The following is a 19,542-nucleotide window of genomic DNA, read 5'->3' as shown; positions in this document are numbered from 1 at the left end:
GGCACGGTCTGATCGTGATCATCGCCCTCGGCGAGTCCATCGTGGCGATGGGCGTCGGCGTCTCCGGTTTCCCGCTCTCGTACGCCGTGCTCGGCCGGCTGCTCGGGGCGTGATCCGGTACCACGCACGGCGGCGAACGGAAGCCCCCTGACCCCCAGGGGGCTTCCCCCTCGCCCGGTCGCCTCGGTCGCGCCGCACGGACTGCCGATGCCCGTCGAGGGGCATAGTAGGGGAGTGATCACCAAAAGTGACGAGGGTGGCGGCAGCGACGGCAACCGCGGTGGATCTGACGGCGTGGGCGACGAGGAGGCTCAGGTCATCGTGGTGGGGGCGGGGCCGGCGGGCTCCGCCGCCGCGGTGCACCTGGCGCGAGCGGGTGTGGACGTACTGCTCCTGGAGAAGAGCGGCTTCCCCCGGGAGAAGGTGTGCGGTGACGGGCTGACCCCGGGCGCCGTGCACCAGTTGGTGCGGCTCGGCATCGACATCGACGCGCCGGGCTGGATGCGGAACAAGGGGATGCGCTGGGTCTGCGGCGGACACCGGGCGGAGCTGGACTGGCCGCGTCTGGGCGCCTTCCCGGACTTCGGGCTCACCCGCAGTCGGCACGACTTCGACGACCTGCTCGCCACGCACGCGAGCGCCACCGGAGCGCGCCTGCGTACCCGTGTGAAGGTGACGGGCACCCTGACCGACCGGGCAGGGCACGTCACCGGTGTGACCGCCTCCCAGGGGCCGGGAGCGGAACCGGTCCGTTACCGGGCCCCGTTGGTGGTCGCGGCCGACGGCGCCTCGGCGCGTACGGCTCTCGGCCTGGGGTTCGTACGGGACGCGAAGAGGCCCGTCGCGGCGGCTGCCCGCCGGTACTACCGCAGCGAGGCCCGCACCCACGACCCCTACCTGGAGCTGTGGGCCGACCTGCGCTGTCCGCGCACCGGACTCGACCTGCCCGGTTACGGATGGGTGTTTCCCCTGGGGGACGGCCGCGTCAATGTGGGCCTCGGCGCGCTGCCGCAGCAGCGCCGGCGCCGGACCGCGGACCTGCGGGCGACGCTGGAACACTGGCTGCCCCGCCTGCCCGAGGAGTGGGGCCTGCGTGAGGAGACCGCGGATTCCCCCTTGCGCAGCGCGCCGCTGCCGATGGGCCTGAACAGGCGTCCGCAGTACCGCCGGGGCCTGCTGCTCGTGGGTGACAGCGCCGGCATGGTCAGCCCGTGGAGCGGCGAGGGCATCGCCCAGGCGATGGAGGCCGCCGAGGTGGCGGCGGAGACCATCGCCCTGGCGCTGGCCCGTCCGGCCGGCCCGCGCCGGGAAGACGCGCTGCACCACTACCCGGCCGAGATCCGGCGCCGGTGGGCGCGCTACTACCGGCTGGGCAACGCCGCGGGCGACCTGTTCTTCTCCCGGTTCGGCTACCGTCCCATCCTCCACCCCCGGGTGATGGCCTCGCCGCAACTGCTGAGGATCCTGGCCCGCCTGCTGACCCATGTCAGCGACGAGCCCGCGCAGGACACGATCGATGCCGTCCTTCACACACTCCTGCGCCTCGTTCCCGCACCGCGCCGGTAGCCGCCCCGGCTCCCGCCCGGCCCTGCCCCCCGTACGGCTTCTCACGCTCAGAACAGGACCGACGACCAAGGGCGTGTCGACGGCCAGGGGCATACGGCGCGGCGGCAAGGGTGTCGCGGGGAAGGAGCGTGAGGTGATGCGGTGGGATCCCAGGACCCGCAGGCCGTCGTGAAGGTCGTGCTCGGAGAACGGGGCCAGGACGGTGGCCGGTCCCGCGCTCCGGGCCACGGACAGCCGTCCGGCAGAGGCGGTCTACGCTCCGGCGACCAGCATCGCGCCCATCGCCAGCATGGTCACCGCGACCAGGCCGTCCAGGACCCGCCAGGCCTTGGGACGGGAGAGCACGCCCGACAGCAGGCGCGCGCCGAAGCCCAGGGCGAAGAACCAGCCCAGGCTGGCCAGGGCCGCGCCCGCGCCGAAGGCCCAGCGCAGGTCGCCGCGGTCGGAGGCGAGCGAGCCCACCAGGAGAACGGTGTCCAGGTACACGTGCGGGTTCAGCCACGTCATGGCCAGGCAGGTCAGGACCGCCCGTCGGGCGGAACCCGTGTCCGGGCCGCCGGCCGTGAGCGTGGCCGCCGGGCCCGGGCTCAGGACCCTCCGGGCGGCCAGGACCCCGTAGCAGAGCAGGAACGCCCCGCCCGCGATGCCGACCGCGGTCAGCATCGCCGGCCAGGCCGTGACCACCGCGCCCACCCCGGCGACTCCGAGCGCGATCAGCACCGCGTCGGAGACGGCGCAGATGGCCACCACCGCGAGGACGGCGTGGCGGCGGACGCCCTGGCGCAGGACGAAGGCGTTCTGGGCTCCGATGGCCACGATGAGGGAGAGGCCCGTACCGAATCCGGCGAGTACGGCGGCGATGCTGCTGGTCATGACCTCGACCGTACGAATCGCCGAGGAATGAGTACAGCTAAGGATTCTTACGTACCCTTAGCACTACTTATGGATGAGCTCCCCCTGGACCAGGTCAGAACCCTGCTGGCGGTGGTCGACGAAGGCACCTTCGACGCCGCGGCCGCCGCCCTGCACGTGACCCCCTCCGCCGTCAGCCAGCGCGTCAAGGCCCTGGAACAGCGCACCGGGCGGGTCCTGCTGCTGCGCACCAAGCCGGTGCGGGCCACCGAGTCCGGCGAGGTGGTGGTCAGGTTCGCCCGGCAGCTGGCTCGGTTGGAGCGGGACGCCCGCGCCGAACTGGGGCTGGCGGCAGAGCAGGGCCCCGCCCGGATTCCGGTGGCGGTCAACGCGGACTCCCTCGCCACCTGGTTCCTGCCCGCGCTCACCCGGGTGCCGCAGGACCATCCGGTCTGCTTCGAGCTCTACCGGGAGGACGAGTCCCACACCACCGCCCTGCTGCGCGAGGGGCAGGTGATGGCGGCCGTCACCTCCTCGCCCGACCCGGTGGCCGGCTGCACCGTACGCCTCCTGGGACTGGCCCGCTATCTGGCCGTGGCCACTCCGGAATTCGCGGCCCGGCACCTGACCGGAGACCTGGCCGAGGACCTGCGTGAGGCGCCCACCGTGGTGTTCGACCGGCGTGACGAACTGCAGGACACCTTCGTCCGGGCGCTGACCCGGGGCCGGTCGGGGGCCGGGAAGATCCGGCACATGGTGCCGGCCTCGGACGGGTTTCGGGACGCGGTGGCCGCCGGCCTCGGCTGGGGCCTGGTACCCGAACCGCAGGCCGCGCCGCTGTTGCGGGCCGGCCGACTGGTGGAGCTCGCCGCAGGCCGGCCCATGGACGTCCCGCTCTACTGGCAGCAGTGGAAGCTGGACTCGCCCGCCCTGTCCGCGGTCGCCGCGGCGGTCGCGGCGGTCGCCGCCGAGGCGCTGCTGCCCCAAGGCGCCGGCCGGCCATGGACAGCCCCGGCCGGTACGGCAGGCGCGGGCACAGCGGTGCGTGGCACCGACCGAGGACCCGCACGTGGAGCTGCCAAAGACCAATGGCCCGGTCGAACGGACCGAAGGGCATGAGGCCGCGGAGGGTTCCGGGATCTCACCGCGCCAGGCTGGTGGGACGCGCATCCGTAGCGACGCCGTCGAGCCGCCCGGCCTCACCTGTCCGTCCGGGGCTCCCTCCGACGCTGCCCACCGGAACGTCCATGGGGCGGTCCAACGCCGAGACCACCCGGCCGAACTCCTGGGCCCGCAGCCCGAAGATGCCACAAGTGCGACCTGGACCGCTGGAGCGCACCGCCGCCGCCGGGTGGAGGCGCTGGGAGGTGGCGAAGTCGAGGGCGGGGCGTGAGAAGCGTCCGTTGGTGAGCACGACGAGGACGTCGCCGCCGTGGATCTGTCGGCCGGTGCCGTTCTTCATGGCATCCTTCGTATGCCGTGTCCGGGGCGGTTCGACCGCAGCGGTCGCGGCCCGGTCGGCAGTCGCACGCTTCGGCCCGCAGGTTCGGCGGCAGGCGCCGCGGGTGGGCCCTGACCAGCGCCCTCCAGGCTGTCCGGCAGATCCAGCAGATCCGGCAGATCCGGCAGATCCGGCAAGGGAAACGAGCGGACATGAGCGACGACGCCAAGGACCTGGCCGAAACACAACGGCAGCACTGGCAGAGCACCTACACCGCCCACCCCGGCATGTACGGCGCGGAGCCCTCCGCACCCGCCGTCCACGCCGCGCGGGTCTTCCGTGCAGCCGGTGCCGCCGACGTACTGGAACTGGGTGCCGGACACGGCCGCGACGCGCTCCACTTCGCCCGCGAGGGCTTCACGGTCCACGCCACCGACTTCAGCCCCACCGGCCTGCAGCAGCTCAGGCAGGCCGCCCGGGACCAGGGCGTCGCCGAGCGGGTGACCACCACGCTCCACGACGTGCGCGAGCCGCTGCCCCTGCCGGACTCCTCCGTCGACGCCGTGTTCGCGCACATGCTCCTGTGCATGGCCCTGTCGTCCCGGGAGATCCACGCCCTCGTGGGCGAGATCCGCCGCGTCCTGCGCCCCGGCGGAGTCCTCGTCTACACCGTCCGCCACACCGGTGACGCCCACTACGGCGCCGGCACCTCCCACGGCGACGACATCTACGAACACGGAGGCTTCGCCGTGCACTTCTTCCCCCGCCACCTCGTCGACTCCCTCGCCGACGGCTGGACCCTCGACGAGGTCCACGCCTTCGAGGAAGGCGACCTGCCCCGCCGTCTGTGGCGCGTCACCCAGACCCTGCCCCGATGACCACCGACCCGACACCCGCACCCGACCTCACCGTCGACGGCACCGGACTGCTCTGCGTCACGCTCCTGCTGCGCCTGCGCCAACAGATCGCGGCCGCGGCACCGGGGACCGTGGTCCACGTCATCGCGACCGACCCCGCCGCTCCGCTCGACCTTCCGGCCTGGTGCCACATGGTCGGCCACGACTACCTCTGCCCGCTGCCCGGCAGCCGACCGGTGTACGCGCTCCGACTGGTCGCGGACGCTCGCCCCACGCGCAGCGACGCCCCCTGGCACGCCGCGCCAACCACGCCCCTCCGGGACTGAACACACCATCGTGCAACCGGTGCGCACCATGCTCATCTGGGACGGGCGTACGGATCAGCGGGTTCGACTGCGAGAAGTTCCTGCCGCACCCGCCGACGGCGGTCTGGCGTGCGCTGACCGGTCCCGGCCTGCGCGCCCGCTGGTGGGCCGCCCGTTCCCTACTGCTGTGTGATGAGTTCCGGGCAGGGGATCAGCCGTCCAGTGAGAGTGCGTTCTTGGCGTGCGCGACGGATTCCTCCGAAGGAGGTCCGCCGGGATTCTCGGTGGCCAGGGCCTGGTTGAGGGTGACGAAGGGGCGCATCCGCCGCTCGTAGCGGGCATACGCGGTGCGGTGGTCGCCGTTGGTTCGGGCAAGGCAGTCGGCCAGCACGTGGGCGCCGACGAGAGCCAGGCTGGTGCCCTGCCCCGAGAGGGGGGAGGGGCAGTAGCCGGCGTCTCCGAGCAGGGTCACCCGGCCGTGCGACCACCGGTCCATGCGGATCTGGGCCATGGCGTCGCAGTAGAAGTCGGGCGCCTCACGAGCGGCTTCGGCCAGGCGGGCCCCTTCCCACCGCATCGACGCGAGCTTGTCCACGACGAGCTGCCGCAGGGCGCTGCTGTCGCGCAGGTCGTGGGCAAGAGGGGCGGACTCGAAACCGAAGGCGATCCTGAGTTCGGTGTTGTCGCGTACGGGCATGATGCCGAAGCCCATGGCGCCGTCCCGCAGCCACATCTGCCAGTCGTCCAGGGCGAGGAAGTTGTCCGAGCTGAACACCGAGAGGTAACTGCCCAGGTGGTGGGCGAAACGCTCCTCCGGGCCGAAGACCAGGTGTCGTACGGTGGAGTGGAGGCCGTCGGCTCCCACCACGAGGTCGAAGGTGCGGGACGGTCCGTGCGCGAAGTCGACGCGCACCCCGGTCTCGTCCTCGCCGAGCGCCGTGACGCTGTCGCCGAAGAGGTACTCGACGTCTGCGCGCGTGTGCTCGTACACCATCCGTGCCAGGTCTTCGCGCAGCAGCTCGATGTCCTCGCTGTCGAGCCGGCCGCTGCTGAAGGTCGCCTCGGTGGAGCGGTCGACCTCGTGGCCGTCGGGGTCGAGGATCGACATGCCGCGCATCCGGGTCCGTACGCGGCTCGCCTGCTCCAGCAGGCCCATCCGCTCCACGACTTCGAGCGCGACGCCGCGTATGTCCACCGCCTGGCCGCCGGGGCGTCGGTTCGAGGCGCGTTCGACGACGGTGGGTGCGAAGCCGTGGCGGCGCAGCCAGTAGGCGAGGACGGGCCCGGCGATTCCGCCGCCGGAGACGAGCACGGTCTGCATGAGAAGTTCCTCCAGTGCTGTTTACGGTGTACGCACACTGAACGTACGCCGCACGCGCACTCACTCCAGCCAGCTCAATTGCGGTTCTGTACTAGGTCAGTTGGCTTGGCTACGCCATTTCCGCTGCTACTCTCTGCACTAGTACAGGACAGGAAGGCGACGGGACGTGACGAAGAGCACAGGCACAGCCGGTGGCCCGCCCTACCTGCGCATCGTCGCCGAGATCCGGCGGCGCATCGCGGACGGCGAACTGGCCCCCGGAGACCGGGTTCCCTCGACCCGGCAGATCGCCGGGGAATGGGGCGTCGCGCTCGCCACCGCGACCAAGGCCCTGACCACCCTCCGCCTGGAGGGACTCGTCCAGGCGCGACCCCGGATCGGCACGGTCGTCGCCGGAACGGCCCCCGCCGCGCCGAACCGCAGGCGCCCGTCACCCGTCCCGGACCCCGAGCAGGAGCTGAGCCTCGACCGGATCGTCCGCACGGCCATCGACATCGCCGACACCGAAGGACTGTCGGCGCTCTCCATGCGCGGCGTAGCGGCACGGCTCGGCGTCGCCGCCATGTCGACCTACCGGTACGTCCCCAGCAAGGACGACCTCATCCTGCTCATGGCCGACACCGCATTCGGCGAGGAGTCCTACCCCGCCAACGCCCCCGAACAGTGGCGTCCTTGCCTCGAGCTGGGCGCTCGGACCCTATGGACCCTCTACCGCAGGCACCCGTGGCTGGCCCAGCTCGGCTCTCTCACCCGCCCTCTGCTCGTGCCCAACCTGATGGTCCACGGCGAGTGGGTGCTGCGGGCCCTCGACGGCCACGGACTCGATCCCACCAAGCTGTTCGACATCCACGTCCTGCTCTACAGCCATGTCCAGGGCCTGGCTGTGCACCTGGAGATGGAAGCGCACGCCGAAGAGGTCACGGGCCAGTCGGAGGACCAGTGGATGGACAGCCGCACCCCCGCTCTCCAGGGACTGGTGGAATCCGGCCGCTTCCCGACCTTCACCAAGGTGGTCGGAGCCTTCGAGGACGGCTATGACCTGCGCCTCGACGACCTCTTCGAATGCGGCCTCAAGGTACTCCTCGACGGCCTGACTTCCGTCATCGAAGGCCAGGAAGCCGTCTCGTAGACACAAGCCGTCTCGTAGACACAAGAACGAGCGCGTCGAGGACCGGGCCGAGCGCGCCGATCCGGTGCCCGTGCCATCCTGGCAGCGCTGGTGGAGCTGCCCGACACGGCCGTGGAAGATCTCCCGGCCGGCACTCCCCGGGCACTGACAAGCGGTCCGGACCTGCCCTCGGACCGGACCACTCACCGCCTGCTACTCCTCGCTAGGCCGTCCGGCCCGACGGGTGGAAGTTGACGCGTTCTCTGACGACGGGGAAGCCGGCCTTGGCGAAGTTCGCGGCCATGGGGAAGTTGCCCTGGTCCGTCGCTCCGCTGACGAACTCCGCGCCCTGTTCGACGAGGTGGTGGGTGCACTCCGCAAGCAGGTCGTAGGCGTAGCCGCGACCACGCTGTTCCGGGACGACTCCGATGAAGCCGATGGTCGGTCCGGAGGGGTTGTGGGCCGGGATGTGGATGCCGGCCAGGTCGCCCTCCGGCGTGTGCGCGACCTGCCACCACTCCCGTGGGGAGGGGCACCAGTGGAAGAAGTCGAGTTCCTCCTGGGCGGCCTGGTCGAGGCCGCCCTCCTCGATGGCCCTGAGCGCGTGGGCGTCCAGGGTGACGGAGTGGATGCGGCGCAACGCGTCGAAGAACACGGCGTCGTCGGGTTCGGCGCTGAAGCGCAGGCGTCCGGGCCGCTCGGGCAGACCTCGCTCCGGGGTCCAGCGATACAGGAAGCGTTCCACCAGGCGTTCGTACCCCGCGGCTCGCGCGGCGGCGAAGCGCGCCTCGGCGCCGGCGCGCAGGTCGGTCCTTTCCCGCCAGCCGCCGGGCAGGTTGATCTCGAGTTCGACCTGCCAGGGAGCCGAGCGCAGGAGTTCGGCCCCGGCCTCCTCCTCGCCCTCGGCCACGTCGAACCAGTTGATGTTGACGGGCTCCGAGTCGTCGGGGCCGCCCCACCACGCACCGCGTGCGACGACCTCGCCGTCGCGCAGGGCGACGCGCTTCCAGTCGGGGCGGAACCGGGTACGCCGATGGCCTTCACGGGCGCCGAGGGGGTCGGGGAGTGCGTCGAAAAGATGTGCGTCGCTCGCGGAGAGCGCGCGGATGACCGTATCGGTCATGGATTCCTCCGGGATACAGGCTGCTTGGAGCGCTCCCGGTCAGAACTGACGAACCACGCCGGGACAGCGGAAGAGGGAGCGCTGGAAAGGTGTGAACTGCACGGCACTCGCCTCCTTCCGTCCGTCTCAGGGCGTGAAGCCACACAGTACGTGCTCTTCCGCGGGCCCGTCCACGGATTCCGCCTCCCGTGCCCGTGGAATCTTCATGACAGCGGCGGGCCGTGTACGGCCGGTGGCCCCCGATGCCAGTGCCCCCGCCGCTCGTGGGGGTTGCAGGCCTGGCGGGAGTACGCCGAGCAGGCGGGCGTCCGGCCCGGACCAGGGAGCCGCCACCACCGGCAGGTGTCCGAGGAAGCCGGTGAAGGCGGTCAGAGGCCTGGGCGGGACAGCAGTTCACCGCGGATCTGACGGCGAACGACTGTCAGATGGACCGTCACGACAACGAGTACCGACACCACCAGGACCACAGGGGCCGGAAGGACCCGCAGGCCGGTATCCGCCGCCCACGCCGAGATACGGACCCGTCCGTGGAACACCAGCGGTGCCTTGACCACCGCCATGACGGCCAGACCGACCCAGAAACGAAGGGCGGCCAGCAGCGTTCCCGCCGCCGGAAGCACCGTCTGCGGCAACAGTGCCATCCACGGCCGAGCGGTTGTCGGCAACCGTTACGACCTGGCTGTGGTGGTTCGGGCGCGGGTTCGCCTGGGCTGGCTGGGGCCGGCGTCGCCTCGTGGATGGGAAGACCGGCCGGAGCGCGTTTTGGTGGCGTGTTCGGGGTGAGGTGGGTCTTCGTCAGTCGTCGATCCTCGACAGGAGCTGTCATGTGCGGGGATGAGAAGACCCGGGCGAAGGGTGAACGGGCCGAGGGAGTACTGAAGGAGGCGGCCGGCCGCGCCGTGGGCGACTGAGGCGGACTGGGACGAGGGAGGGGGCTGTATGGCAACGGTCGCTGGCAGGGGCAGGGGCAGGGGCGCGGTGCGACGGGAGGGCCCGGTGAGGTCCGTGCGAGACCTGGTGCTCGTGGTGGGGCTCGCGGGTGTGGTGGTCGGTGGTGTGGCCCTGATGTTCAAGACGAGCCGCTCGTCCGGTTCGCACCTGCCGGCGGTCCTCGCCGTCCTTGTACTGCTGCTGGGTGCCGGGGCGGCGCTGACCCGGTGGGGCAGGGCCCCGACGCGCCGCCGGACCGGCGCACTCGGGGCTGGTGTGGGAGCGAACGCCGGGGACGGGACGGTGGGTACGGCGCGCCTGCCGGATGCGGACGGCTGCGTGGAGGAGGGTGCCCTCGACACCGTCACCGCCCCACCGGGCACCGCCCCGGTTGTTGCCGAGCCCGCTACGCCGCCTGCCGTCGGCTCCGGGGCGCTGGACCACGTGGCCGTCGACCCGGAGGGTTTTGAGCACACGATCGCCGCGCTGTGCGCCCGGGACGGCTGTTCCCCCGTGGAGGTGGTCGGCGGCGCCGGCGACCTCGGCGCGGACGTGATCGCGACGACCGCCGACGGGAGGCGTGTGGTCCTCCAGTGCAAGCAGTACGGGGAGGGACATCGGGTCGGCTCTCCCGACCTCCAGCGGTTCGGCGGCACCTGTTACGCCGTGCACGAGGCCGACGTGGCCGTCCTCGTCACCACCAGCTCCTTCACGGAGCCGGCCCTGGAATACGCGGCCTCCTGCGGGATCGTCTGCGTCGACGGTACGGAGCTGGCGGCCTGGACCGCGTCGGCGGTGCCGGCCCCCTGGGTCGCCGGGGTGGGCGAACCGGTGCCCGGCACCCGGGACGGAACGATCCTCGACAGCTGAGATGGTCGTGACCGAGGACGTAGTGCCCGTGCGCTTCGGCCTCCTCACGCCGCCACCCCGGGCGTGAAGCCACTGGGCTTTGGCCATCACGTCAGGAAGCACGGCGACGGGGAGGCCGAGCACGGCTCGATGCGGAACCATCCCCGCACGTGTGGGGGTGGTGTCCACTGCTGGCTGGTGGCCTGCCTGTTGTCGGCCCACTACCTGCCGGCCCGAACCCACTTCGACGAGGCTGTGGCCTTTCCCGTCGGGGCAGTTCCGCAGCCCGCCCGGGAGATGTCGGGCAGCTGATCGACTGCTCTCCTGGCGACGACCGGCGAGAACCCACATGCAGACCGCTTCCTCGGAGAGTCCAGGGAACCGAAGCACGGAAATCCGGAGGGTCCCTCTCTGATCGCCGCCACCGGATCAGCCGTCCACGACTTCCTCGTGGAGCAGGTCGCGGGCGCCTTCTTCCCGACGACGAAGCATGAGATGCCATCCGGCGCCACCTCGGCAGAGCCGTGAAGGGGCACCTGACCAGCACGAAGGCCGTGGGGAATAAGTCTGCTGCATCACAGTGTCCAGCGGGGCGCGTTCGCTGTGGCGTCACACTTCCGGCTTCCGGGACGACTTCTCCGTTTCGCCAGGCCGGAGAGCTGGGGTGAGCCGGACGCGGCGACGGTCCAAGTCACCGACCGCTACGGTGCTGCCCCGGCCATGGCCTGGGACCGGATCCACCCCCGCCTGACCACTCGCTCAGCCTGGAGCGACCACGATGGCGAACTCCCCCTGATCAAGAGCACCCTGACCCGTCTGGAGGTCGACCACCTGCCCGGCGGCGACCCACTGCCCCTGTGGCTGTGGTCCTCCAAGACCGGAATGGGCGGCGCCGACGTGGACCTGGGCCGGCTCGGGGAGCGACCGGCAGAGCCCAGCCGACTCGCCTGGACCAGGCCGGCCACTCGGCTCGAAGAACAAGCAGCCCGCCACCCGCTACGAAGTGGGCAAACCGCCAAACGCCCAGAGAGCCTGATCGAACGGGACCGAACCACGGCCCTGACAAGGGCCGTGGGAAACCCCGAGTCTGTTTCAACCCCCGGTGGTCAGATTGCGGTGGGGATGTAGGGCGCCGCCGCGACCTGGGCCAACGTCCGAAGTTTCGCAAAGTAGGAGGCGCAGTACTCCTCGTTGATCAGGGGCACGATCTTGTCGAGGTCGGCGATGCAGCCCCACAGGTAGGTGATGCCGCTGTCGTCGAGTCCGCCCTTCAGTTCCCTCTGTACGAGGCCGGCGACGTCGGCGTCCAGGAGGACCAGGTCCACGCCGTCGAAGTCCACGCCGCGGAAACCGTCGGGGAACGAGGCGCGCAGGTGGTCCTCCCACAACCCGGCGAGTCCGCCTTCGGGCTGCGCTCCGCCCACGTCGGCGGCTGTCGCTTCTGCCGCGGACGCTGGGCGAAGGAGCAGGGAGACGGCCTCGAAGACGGCACGCACCATTGCGAGGGCCCGGAGCGGGCGGAGGGCGGCACTTGACTCGGCGCCCTGCGTGAGCTTGTCGCGCAGCAGTCGGCTGCGGTCGAGTTCGGCAGCGAGTCCGGCCGTAATGAGCCCTGCGCCGGTGGCTCGCTCGATGAGGACGTGGAGCGGTTCGTCCGTGCCCAGACGCTCGACGAGGACGTGCTCCAGGGCGAACAGGGAATGCGCGACGGCGACGGTGGCGAACTCGTACCGGTAGTAGGAGTGCCGGATCAGCTCGCGGGAGGTTTCCATCGCGCTCATGACGTACATCGACGCGCCACCGGGCAGAACCAGGTCGGCAACCAGGGCGTGCATGTCCGCATAGTCGAGAACGAGGTCGCGGGCGCGCGGGTCCCGTACCGGCAGGAGGAGCGGGTCAGGCGGCGGTGGCAGGGTGTTCACCAGTGCAGTCTTGTCGCCCGACAGCTGTCGGTGCCATCGGATTTACTCGGGACGGTTGCCGGCGAGCACTCGGCCGGTGTACGCGCCCACCAGCCGGGAACAGCCGGCCGCGCCGAACGTGATCGCCGCACCGGCGCCGGCCGCCAGACCTAGTGCCGCATCAGGCAACGTTCGCCTCGTCATGGTCAACCGGTTGGGAGCGGTTGTCGGTGCGTGGATACTGTCGCGGTGTTCTCAGATGCTGATGCAGCCGAGCTGTACGACCTGCTGAACCCGTGGAATCCCGTACTTTGGCCCAGCGATGCCTTCTATGACGAGCTGGTCATGGCCGCGGGCTCGGTCTTGGACGTCGGTTGTGGAACCGGCAGCATGCTGCACCGTGCGCGCGAGCACGGTCACACCGGACGTCTCGTGGGTCTCGACCCGGATCGCGCCGCACTTGCTCGGGCCCGGCGCCGTACCGACATCGAGTGGGTCGAGGGCGGCGCGGCGGACGCAAGGTGGGACGCCGAATTCGACCTTGCGACGATGGTCAGTCACGCGTTCCAATGCCTCGTCACCGACGATGACTTGCGTGCCTCGCTCGCGGCGATCCGTTCGGCACTTCGCGAGGGGGGCCGCTTCGCGTTTGAGACGCGCCACCCGCAGGCGCGCGCCTGGGAGGACTGGAACCCATCCCACGCGTCCGAGGTCACCGACGCCTCTGGCCGTGCCCTGCGCGTCTGGCACGAGGTCGAGTCCGTGGCTGGCGACGTGGTCACCTTTACTGGTACGGCAGCCGAGCTCGATGGCTCGGTGCTCCGCGTCGACCGCACGCGCCTGCGCTTCCTCGACGTCGTGAGGCTCGACGGGTTCCTGGCCGAGGCGGGCTTGGCTGTCGAGGCCCGTTACGGTGACTGGCACCGCGGACCCGTGACTGACACGAGCCGGGAGATCATCACGGTTGCCCGCCGGAAGTAGCCTCATCAGGTTGGGGTCTCAGATCGTGCCGTACTGTCCGGGTCCGGAGCTGGGGCAGAGTCCGTGAGGCTGTCCTGATGGCTGAGCGAGTGCGGGTCCGTGAGCTCGATGATGACGAGGGGCGGCGGCTCCTGCGGATCATCCGCAGGGGTGCCGGGTCGGTGGTGACCTGGCGGCGGGCCCAGATGGTGCCGCTGGCTGCGCAGGGCATGGCCGTGGCGAAGATCGCCTCGGGAGATCAAGAAGACCGCCAAGTCCGGGCCGACCGGACACGGCCTGCCGTTCTCGGCCTGGAGCCTGGCCAAGCCGGCGGACTTCCTGGTCGCCGAGGGGGTGGTCGACGACATCAGCCACGAGGGCCTTCGGGCCCTGCTCCGCGAGGAAGGCGTGTCCTCTCAATGCGTGAAGACCTGGAAGGTCTCCCGCGATCCCGACTACGCCACGAAGAAAGCCCGTGTGGAGCACCTCTGCGCGATCGCCGACGGCGAGATCATCCCCGAGGAGGGCGAACCCGAAGTCGCCTTCTTCCTGGGCGAGTTCGGTCCTCTCAGCCAGTGGGCCGAGTACGGCGGGAGGCAAAGGATCCCGCTCGCGAAGCCCGGCCCCGGCGGTGGTCGACCTACCCCCGCCCGCACGGGAGCAATGGTCAAGACTTGTGGATGCGTTGACTTGCGGCAGAGCGCGGGCTCGAGTGCTTGAGGTTGATTCTGGCCGTGTTGCGAATCCGCTTGGTGCGACCGCGCTCGGCGAGGACCTCAACGGCCTCGGTGTTCGGATCGGCGGCGGTTTTGAGTTGGAGCCAGTCGGAGGACTCGAGCAAGGCGTCACGGCGCCAGGGCTGCCCGAGCGTGACGGCGCGGAAGAGAGACCATTCCTGCAGGCGACGGGCCAGGAACGGATGGTGGACGGTGACCTGGGTCATCCGCTCGGCCCATGGCTCGTAGGCAGGGCCGGGGTGGATGTCGCCGGCCCGGCGGTCCAGGTGCCGCAGAACGGCGGACTGGGCCATCGTCCGGTCCGGATCAGTGAGGATTTCGCTGACCAGGTCGGCCTCGTCGGTGTCAGAGACCTGCTCCAGCTCGCTCAGGTAGGCCGTGAAGCGGAGGTGCTCGGCCGGTTCCTCCTGCGGAGCGTTGTGGTGGTTCATGCGGCCTGCTTCTGTCGCTCGACCAGGACGCCGTTTCCGAACCTGGCGCCCGCGCGGACCAGGGCGACGAGGTGGGCTCCGGCGACCGCGCGCCAGCGGGCCTGGGCGGACTCGACGAGCTTGAACACCATCGCGAAGGCTGCGGCCGGGCTGCCGGCGCCGCGAGTGACCTTGGTGCGGAGCCTGACGGTGGAGAAGGTCGACTCGATCGGATTCATGGTCCGCAGGTGGATCCAGTGCTCGACCGGGAAGTCGTAGAACGCCAACAGTTCCTCCCGATCCTCGGTGATCTTCGCGACGGCCTTGGGGAACTTCGCGCCGTCGCCGACGACCAGCTCGGGATCGCGCATGCCGCGTCGGCGGCAGTCACGCGGCAGGTCGGCCCACGACTCGGCCGACTCCCGCAGCCGCTCGCCGGTGGCCGCGTCCACCCGCTTGTCGTTCACGCGCGGCGCCGTGACCTCGACAGGACCCGCGGCGGTGGTCACGGTACGAGGCCGGTGGTGGCCGGTGCGGACCACCAGGCGGCGCCCGGCCTCGTCCGTCTCGGTGACCAACTCGGCCATGTACTGGTTGGCTTCGGCCTCCAGCGCGGCGGCGAGTATCCGCCGTGCGCCCTCGCGGACGATCTCGTCGAGCAGGGAGCCGGACTCGGTGGAGCCGTCGGCGTTCACTACGCTGAGCACGGGCGTGCCTTCCCGACCCGCGCTGCGAACGCGGGCCTACTCGGTGACCATCAAAGGATCAATCGGGAAGGTACGCCCTCCGCGTCCCTCCCAGGGCTGATCCACACGTCCTGAGCATTGCTCCCCGCACGGCGCGAGGCACCTGTTTGCCGCACACGACCTTGCCAGGGGCCGCCTCTACGGCCACATAAAGGAGACCAAGAACCGCTCCAAGTCCTGGAGATCTGCCGCCACCTGCGCTCCCTGCACATGATCCGCCGGCCGGCAGTCCCCGCAGGCTTGCAACGACGATGCAGGGGCATACGAGCAGCATCCTTCGAAAGGAGCGTACCCATGCTCGGCATAGTCGCGGCGGTGCTGTTCTTCTTCGCGTTCCTGATCAACGCGGCGGACATCGCCACCAACGATGCGTTCAGCTCGACGAACGTGATGTTGCTCGGGCTGACCGCCCTCGCCCTCCAGACGGCGGGCATCGGTGCCGGCCGCAGCGCCAGGCGGCGCCCCTGGTCTCGTCCTTGAGGGTCTCGTCCTGGAGACTCCGCCACCTCCCGTGACCATGAAGAGGCCGAGGAAGTGAGCGTTCAGGAGAAGCCGGCCTCGTCCGGATCGTCCTGGTGACGTGTGGTCTCGGGGCCTTGCCCGTCGCAGAGGACCCCGAGACCGCCCGCTGACTCATCGCGGTCGTCCTCGTGGCCCCTCGCTGCCGCGGCCCCGCCAGACCCGGTCCGATGCCATCAGCATCGGCATCGGCGGTCGCGTCGTGAATGACACCTTCTACGACACCACGGCCGCGCTCACCTGACGAACGAACCGTCAACCAATCCCGGTGACTACCGAGGCCAAAGACAGGAGCAACGCGCCCAGCGCCCCCGCAGAGCCGTAAAGCATCCCTTCATGCCGGTCATCGTGCCGGCGGACATAGTGCGTGGCGGCCGCGGCAAAGGCCAGGCCGCCGGCAATGAACCACGGCCCCCACAGGTAGAGGTACCAGCGGGTCAGCCCGACCAGATCAGGCGCCGCATCCCACGCTCCAGCCTCGACCAGCACTCCGTGGCCCACGAACAGACATCCGTGCCAGACGAGCAGCACTGCCGCGCCGCCGCCGCAGAACACCATGAACCGGCCGGTCCACTTGCCGCGACGGCGCGTCAGGCCGATACCGATCGCCGCCCCGAAGAGCTTCAGAAGACCGGTCAGCCACAAGACGGCCAGGAACCACGTCACCCGGTCATGAGCAAGCTCGACCAGCGACGGAGCCACCGTCGCCTGTACACCGAAGGTGCCACCCGACGCCCAGACGAAACTGGGTACCGCGAACAGGACCCCCCATGCCGCAGCGGCGAACCCGGGCCACCTGCCCGGACGGAAGCGGGTCGCCCGGCTCAGGGCCGGACGCACCGCATCGTCCAAAGAATGCTTGATCGTCACGACTCCACCGTTGCCGAACCTCGAAGACAGGACGTCGTCCGCGCGAACGATCACGCCCCACCGCGCGGGGGAGCCCCCTTCGATCGCGCCATCTCCGGTACGGCTCCGCGCCCCTGAGTAGGGCGGCGGGCCTCCCGTGCCCGGCCTTGTGTCCGTCCCTCGTCGATTGCCTTGGCCGGTCCGGGAATGAGACGGAGGATCGGGGGCAGGTGGGTGCTGAGCGCATGGGACCGCTCTGACTGTCCATGCGCCTGCCGTCTCCCCTTCCGGCAGGTGCATGGACAGCTGAACGGCCCGTACCAGGCAGGGGTACGGGCCGTTCAGCATGAGAGGGCCGAGCCGGGCCGGGGGTACCTGCTGGGAAGCTGAACCTGGGACAGGAGGTCTCTCTCACCGAGCTTCCCGTACGTCCACATGAAGCCGATGGCCAGGCCGGCGGATCAGCGGCTGACACCCCCTACGGTGACCGTGAGCGAGGCGACTGGGCGTCGGAGTGTCCCCTGTGTGCCTCCACACTTCGGCGCGGGGCACGGCGCGTTTCCTTCCGGGCCCCTGCGCGCCGACGGATCGGCGGCCGGTACGCAGTCGCTTCCCGCCCGTAGCGGTACCCCGTCCCCGGCGGCCACCCTCGTCCTGGACGAGGCCGCCGCCGCACTGACAGCCCTGGAGCACGAGAGCCCTGACTCGGCCACCGACCTCATTCCCAGCACCTGCATTTCCGACGGCTACGGTCAGCCCAAGACTCTCGCCTCCGTACCGCCGACCTAGCCGTGCGTGTTGTGCGGGCAACCCGCACAACACGCATCGGACGGCTTCCCGCAGCACTTGACCGCAGAGGAGGCGCGGCGAGCGCGCCGCCGGCCTCCACCCCGATCCCGGCCGCCGAGAAGGCTCCGACTGCTCCCACCGTCCCGGTCGCCCCGCCGTCGGTGCTTGCCGGAGCTTCGGTCGCTCCGGCCGAGCCCGTCGTACCGGCCGCCCCGGCGGCGCGGGGCGACGCCGCTGTACCGGCGCCGGCCGGCGCTGGAGACCTAGGGAAGTTCGACACTCGGGGCGTGAAGGGCAGCGCCCACGGGGCCCGTCGCGGGCCAATGCATTTGCCTTAGAGCTGCGGGGATCGTCGCCCCGTCTGTGACGGAGTGGGGCGCGGGCCAGCGGGTCAGGCACGCTCCGTACCATCCATAGGTGATCAACCCGTTCTTCCACACACCCAGACGCAGCTTCATCGCCCTGGCCATGCTGGCTGCCGTCGTCGCCTTCGGGTGGTACGCCGTTCAGCCGGTCTATCCACGATGCACGACCTACGCAGTCGGCTCAGGGTCCCTCATGTCCGCCGGCACTTCGGGGGAAGAGTGGGAAGCCGTAGCCCGGCAGGCTTACGAGGATGCCTTGGCCGACGGCGCGTGCGGACCCTCACACGCCCGATTCCGAGACTGGATTGGCTGACCTGAGCCCGCAGCCCCGACGCGCTGCGGCCCTTGGCGCCGTCGTGGGGGCCTCGGGCTGCCAGAGGCCGCCACTGCCCTCGCCCGGGCCCGAGCCGAGGGACCGATCGTCATTCCCGGTCCCTCGTCACCTAGGACTTGTCCGGCCGATCAAGTTCGTAGCCAGATGGTGAGGGCTGCCGCGGTCGCGGTGCCGAGGTAGACGTAGCCGCGCTTGTCGTAACGAGTGGCGACCGCCCGGAACTGCTTCAGGCGGTTGATCGCCCGCTCGACCGTGTTGCGCTTCTTGTAGCGGATCTCGTCGAAGCTGGGCGGCCGACCGCCATGTGAGCCCTTGCGTATGCGGGCCGCCTGGCTGTCGATTTTCTCCGGGATGGTGTGTCGGATTCCCCGTCGTCGCAGGTACTCGCGGATGGGGCCGTTGCTGTAAGCCTTGTCGGCCGCGAGGCTGTCTGGCTTCTTGCGTGGTCGGCCCAGGCCAGGTCTGGGCACTCGGATCTTCTCCAGGACCGGCTTGAACTGGGTGCAGTCCGCCCGCTGACCTGGAGTGACGACCAGGGACAGCGGGCGGCAGCGGCCGTCCGCGCTCAGGTGGAGTTTGCTGGTGAACCCGCCGCGCGAGCGGCCCAGGCCCTCGCCTCCAGCACCACCTCCACCAGGCGGGCGACCAGGCTCTGCCACGGCGTCTCGTCCTGGTGTTCTGGGCTTCCGGCCCCCTTTGAGGCGGGGCCGGCGGCGGGTCGGTGCGGGCGCCGGCCGCATGCTGATGGGCGCGGACGATGGTGGAGTCGACCGAGATGTCCCAGTCGATCTCGCCAGCCGCGTCGGCTGCGGCCTGGACCTGCTGGAGCAGTCGCTCCCAGGTGCCGTGGGCGGACCAGAGCTGGTGGCGTTCATAGACGGTTTTCCACGGGCCGAACCGTTCGGGCAGGTCACGCCACTGAACGCCGGTTCGCACCCGGTGCAGAATCCCGTCGATCACCTGCCGGTGATCACGCCACCGGCCACAACGCCCGTTACTGACCGGCAGGAACGGCCGCAGCCGTTCCCACTCGGCATCACTCAGATCACCCCGCCCCATGCCCGCACTAACGCTCCGGCGGCGGAGCAGTCACTCGGTCGGGCTCCCGGGTACCGAGACATGCCAGAATCGGCAGATGGTGCTTGTAGGAGAGTTCTTCCTTGCCGGAGACGACGAGTCAGCAGTGCTGGTAGGACCGCGCAAGAGTCATGATTTTCCTGCCGTGCCGTGTGACGGCATCTATCCGGATGACGCAGTTCCGAGGTGGGAAGCTCTGTTGACGGGGGAGGAGAGTCCGCTCCGGCACGTGGTGCCCATGGCCAACGATGGCTTCACTGTCTTCGCTGTTCCGCAGACGCTCTCGACGGCCTTGACCAGTGCAGGAACGGATCAGCTCAGACGTACCGCTCTCACGTGGGCCGAGACCGTCTCCGAGGCGGGCGATGAGTTTAGGCCGGGCAGTGCCGTTGACCTCCTTGAGCGTCTGTCAGCCCTAGCCGTGAGTCGTGCGGAGAGAGGCCTGAACCTGTACTGCTGGTACTTCGCGCCCTAACCTCAGCCCGTCGGCATTCCTGTAGTCG

Annotated in this window: 18 protein-coding genes and 4 pseudogenes; 13 read left to right on the top strand and 9 right to left on the bottom strand. The window is 70.3% G+C overall.

Translation table 11 applies throughout. The features are described from left to right. Positions 1 to 294: 294 nt before the first annotated feature. On the top strand, positions 295 to 1,566 hold the full coding sequence (locus ABZ318_RS22520; protein ID WP_356904265.1) for a geranylgeranyl reductase family protein: 1,272 nt from the start codon (positions 295 to 297) through the stop codon (positions 1,564 to 1,566). Positions 1,567 to 1,818: 252 nt separating this feature from the next. On the opposite strand, the gene ABZ318_RS22515 is transcribed toward ABZ318_RS22520, so the two are convergent. Next, positions 1,819 to 2,439, bottom strand: a complete 621-nt coding sequence (locus ABZ318_RS22515; RefSeq protein ID WP_356904262.1) for a LysE/ArgO family amino acid transporter — start codon at positions 2,437 to 2,439, stop codon at positions 1,819 to 1,821. Between the two features lie 69 nt (positions 2,440 to 2,508). Here ABZ318_RS22515 and ABZ318_RS22510 point away from each other — a divergent pair, with 69 nt between their 5' ends. From ABZ318_RS22510 to ABZ318_RS22495, 4 genes and pseudogenes are all read left to right on the top strand, one after another. Further along, positions 2,509 to 3,537, top strand: coding sequence for a LysR family transcriptional regulator ArgP (locus tag ABZ318_RS22510; RefSeq protein ID WP_356904261.1), 1,029 nt, complete (start codon positions 2,509 to 2,511; stop codon positions 3,535 to 3,537). 19 nt (positions 3,538 to 3,556) lie between these two features. Continuing rightward, positions 3,557 to 3,745: pseudogene (locus ABZ318_RS22505) on the top strand (DUF5990 family protein); the annotation flags it as partial. A 326-nt stretch (positions 3,746 to 4,071) separates the two neighbouring features. Next, positions 4,072 to 4,737 carry a class I SAM-dependent methyltransferase gene (locus ABZ318_RS22500; protein WP_356904260.1) on the top strand — a complete coding sequence of 222 codons (666 nt, stop codon included), beginning with the start codon at positions 4,072 to 4,074 and terminating at the stop codon, positions 4,735 to 4,737. After that, positions 4,734 to 5,042, top strand: coding sequence for a sulfurtransferase TusA family protein (locus tag ABZ318_RS22495; protein ID WP_356904259.1), 309 nt, complete (start codon positions 4,734 to 4,736; stop codon positions 5,040 to 5,042). The genes ABZ318_RS22500 and ABZ318_RS22495 overlap by 4 nt, the downstream gene beginning before the upstream one ends. 190 nt (positions 5,043 to 5,232) lie before the next feature. Here the strand turns inward: ABZ318_RS22495 and ABZ318_RS22490 are convergent, their stop codons facing one another. Further along, complete coding sequence (locus ABZ318_RS22490; RefSeq protein WP_356904258.1) at positions 5,233 to 6,342, bottom strand: FAD-dependent monooxygenase; 1,110 nt, start codon at positions 6,340 to 6,342, stop codon at positions 5,233 to 5,235. A 166-nt stretch (positions 6,343 to 6,508) separates the two neighbouring features. Here ABZ318_RS22490 and ABZ318_RS22485 point away from each other — a divergent pair, with 166 nt between their 5' ends. Then, positions 6,509 to 7,471 (top strand): TetR/AcrR family transcriptional regulator C-terminal domain-containing protein, encoded by a 963-nt coding sequence (locus ABZ318_RS22485; RefSeq protein ID WP_356904257.1) that lies wholly within the window; start codon positions 6,509 to 6,511, stop codon positions 7,469 to 7,471. A gap of 202 nt (positions 7,472 to 7,673) precedes the next feature. Here the strand turns inward: ABZ318_RS22485 and ABZ318_RS22480 are convergent, their stop codons facing one another. Both ABZ318_RS22480 and ABZ318_RS22475 read right to left on the bottom strand, forming a co-directional pair. Next, positions 7,674 to 8,573, bottom strand: coding sequence for a GNAT family N-acetyltransferase (locus ABZ318_RS22480; RefSeq protein WP_356904256.1), 900 nt, complete (start codon positions 8,571 to 8,573; stop codon positions 7,674 to 7,676). 368 nt (positions 8,574 to 8,941) lie between these two features. Further along, complete coding sequence (locus tag ABZ318_RS22475) at positions 8,942 to 9,205, bottom strand: hypothetical protein (protein WP_356904255.1); 264 nt, start codon at positions 9,203 to 9,205, stop codon at positions 8,942 to 8,944. 364 nt (positions 9,206 to 9,569) lie between these two features. Between ABZ318_RS22475 and ABZ318_RS22470 the strand changes: the two genes are divergently transcribed. Then, positions 9,570 to 10,373 carry a restriction endonuclease gene (locus ABZ318_RS22470; RefSeq protein WP_356904254.1) on the top strand — a complete coding sequence of 268 codons (804 nt, stop codon included), beginning with the start codon at positions 9,570 to 9,572 and terminating at the stop codon, positions 10,371 to 10,373. Positions 10,374 to 10,991: 618 nt separating this feature from the next. Next, positions 10,992 to 11,480: pseudogene (locus tag ABZ318_RS22465) on the top strand (hypothetical protein); the annotation flags it as partial. Here ABZ318_RS22465 and ABZ318_RS22460 read toward each other — a convergent pair. Next, positions 11,459 to 12,274 (bottom strand): hypothetical protein, encoded by an 816-nt coding sequence (locus ABZ318_RS22460; protein WP_356904253.1) that lies wholly within the window; start codon positions 12,272 to 12,274, stop codon positions 11,459 to 11,461. The pseudogene ABZ318_RS22465 and the gene ABZ318_RS22460 sit on opposite strands and share 22 nt — an antisense overlap. 228 nt (positions 12,275 to 12,502) lie before the next feature. Between ABZ318_RS22460 and ABZ318_RS22455 the strand changes: the two genes are divergently transcribed. Next, a complete protein-coding gene (locus ABZ318_RS22455; RefSeq protein WP_356904264.1) occupies positions 12,503 to 13,234 on the top strand; it encodes a class I SAM-dependent methyltransferase in 732 nt (243 codons plus the stop codon). Positions 13,235 to 13,311: 77 nt separating this feature from the next. After that, positions 13,312 to 13,872: pseudogene (locus tag ABZ318_RS22450) on the top strand (IS630 family transposase); the annotation flags it as partial. A gap of 8 nt (positions 13,873 to 13,880) precedes the next feature. Here the strand turns inward: ABZ318_RS22450 and ABZ318_RS22445 are convergent. Continuing rightward, the gene (locus ABZ318_RS22445) at positions 13,881 to 14,381 is read right to left on the bottom strand and encodes a hypothetical protein (RefSeq protein ID WP_356904252.1); all 501 of its coding nucleotides are present in this window, start codon (positions 14,379 to 14,381) and stop codon (positions 13,881 to 13,883) included. Further along, positions 14,378 to 15,067: a transposase gene (locus tag ABZ318_RS22440; RefSeq protein ID WP_356904251.1), complete on the bottom strand. Its 690-nt coding sequence runs from the start codon at positions 15,065 to 15,067 to the stop codon at positions 14,378 to 14,380. The genes ABZ318_RS22445 and ABZ318_RS22440 overlap by 4 nt, the downstream gene beginning before the upstream one ends. Positions 15,068 to 15,400: 333 nt before the next feature. On the opposite strand from ABZ318_RS22440, the gene ABZ318_RS22435 reads away from it, so the two are divergent. Next, on the top strand, positions 15,401 to 15,586 hold the full coding sequence (locus tag ABZ318_RS22435; RefSeq protein ID WP_356904250.1) for a hypothetical protein: 186 nt from the start codon (positions 15,401 to 15,403) through the stop codon (positions 15,584 to 15,586). A 294-nt stretch (positions 15,587 to 15,880) separates the two neighbouring features. On the opposite strand, the gene ABZ318_RS22430 is transcribed toward ABZ318_RS22435, so the two are convergent. After that, positions 15,881 to 16,495 (bottom strand): DUF3995 domain-containing protein, encoded by a 615-nt coding sequence (locus ABZ318_RS22430; protein ID WP_356904249.1) that lies wholly within the window; start codon positions 16,493 to 16,495, stop codon positions 15,881 to 15,883. Positions 16,496 to 16,999: 504 nt separating this feature from the next. On the opposite strand from ABZ318_RS22430, the gene ABZ318_RS22425 reads away from it, so the two are divergent. Further along, positions 17,000 to 17,263 (top strand): hypothetical protein, encoded by a 264-nt coding sequence (locus ABZ318_RS22425; protein ID WP_356904248.1) that lies wholly within the window; start codon positions 17,000 to 17,002, stop codon positions 17,261 to 17,263. An 827-nt stretch (positions 17,264 to 18,090) separates the two neighbouring features. On the opposite strand, the pseudogene ABZ318_RS22420 reads toward ABZ318_RS22425, so the two are convergent. Beyond that, positions 18,091 to 19,021, bottom strand: a pseudogene (locus tag ABZ318_RS22420) (IS5 family transposase). 76 nt (positions 19,022 to 19,097) lie between these two features. Between ABZ318_RS22420 and ABZ318_RS22415 the strand changes: the two are divergent. Further along, positions 19,098 to 19,514 (top strand): hypothetical protein, encoded by a 417-nt coding sequence (locus tag ABZ318_RS22415; protein ID WP_356904247.1) that lies wholly within the window; start codon positions 19,098 to 19,100, stop codon positions 19,512 to 19,514. Positions 19,515 to 19,542: the final 28 nt, after the last annotated feature.

The sequence above is a fragment of the Streptomyces sp. NPDC006197 genome (assembly GCF_040613865.1).
Classification (GTDB): Bacteria; Actinomycetota; Actinomycetes; order Streptomycetales; family Streptomycetaceae; genus Streptomyces.
Note: the sequence above shows the minus strand (reverse complement) of the source record. Positions and strands in the feature narration are given on the sequence as shown.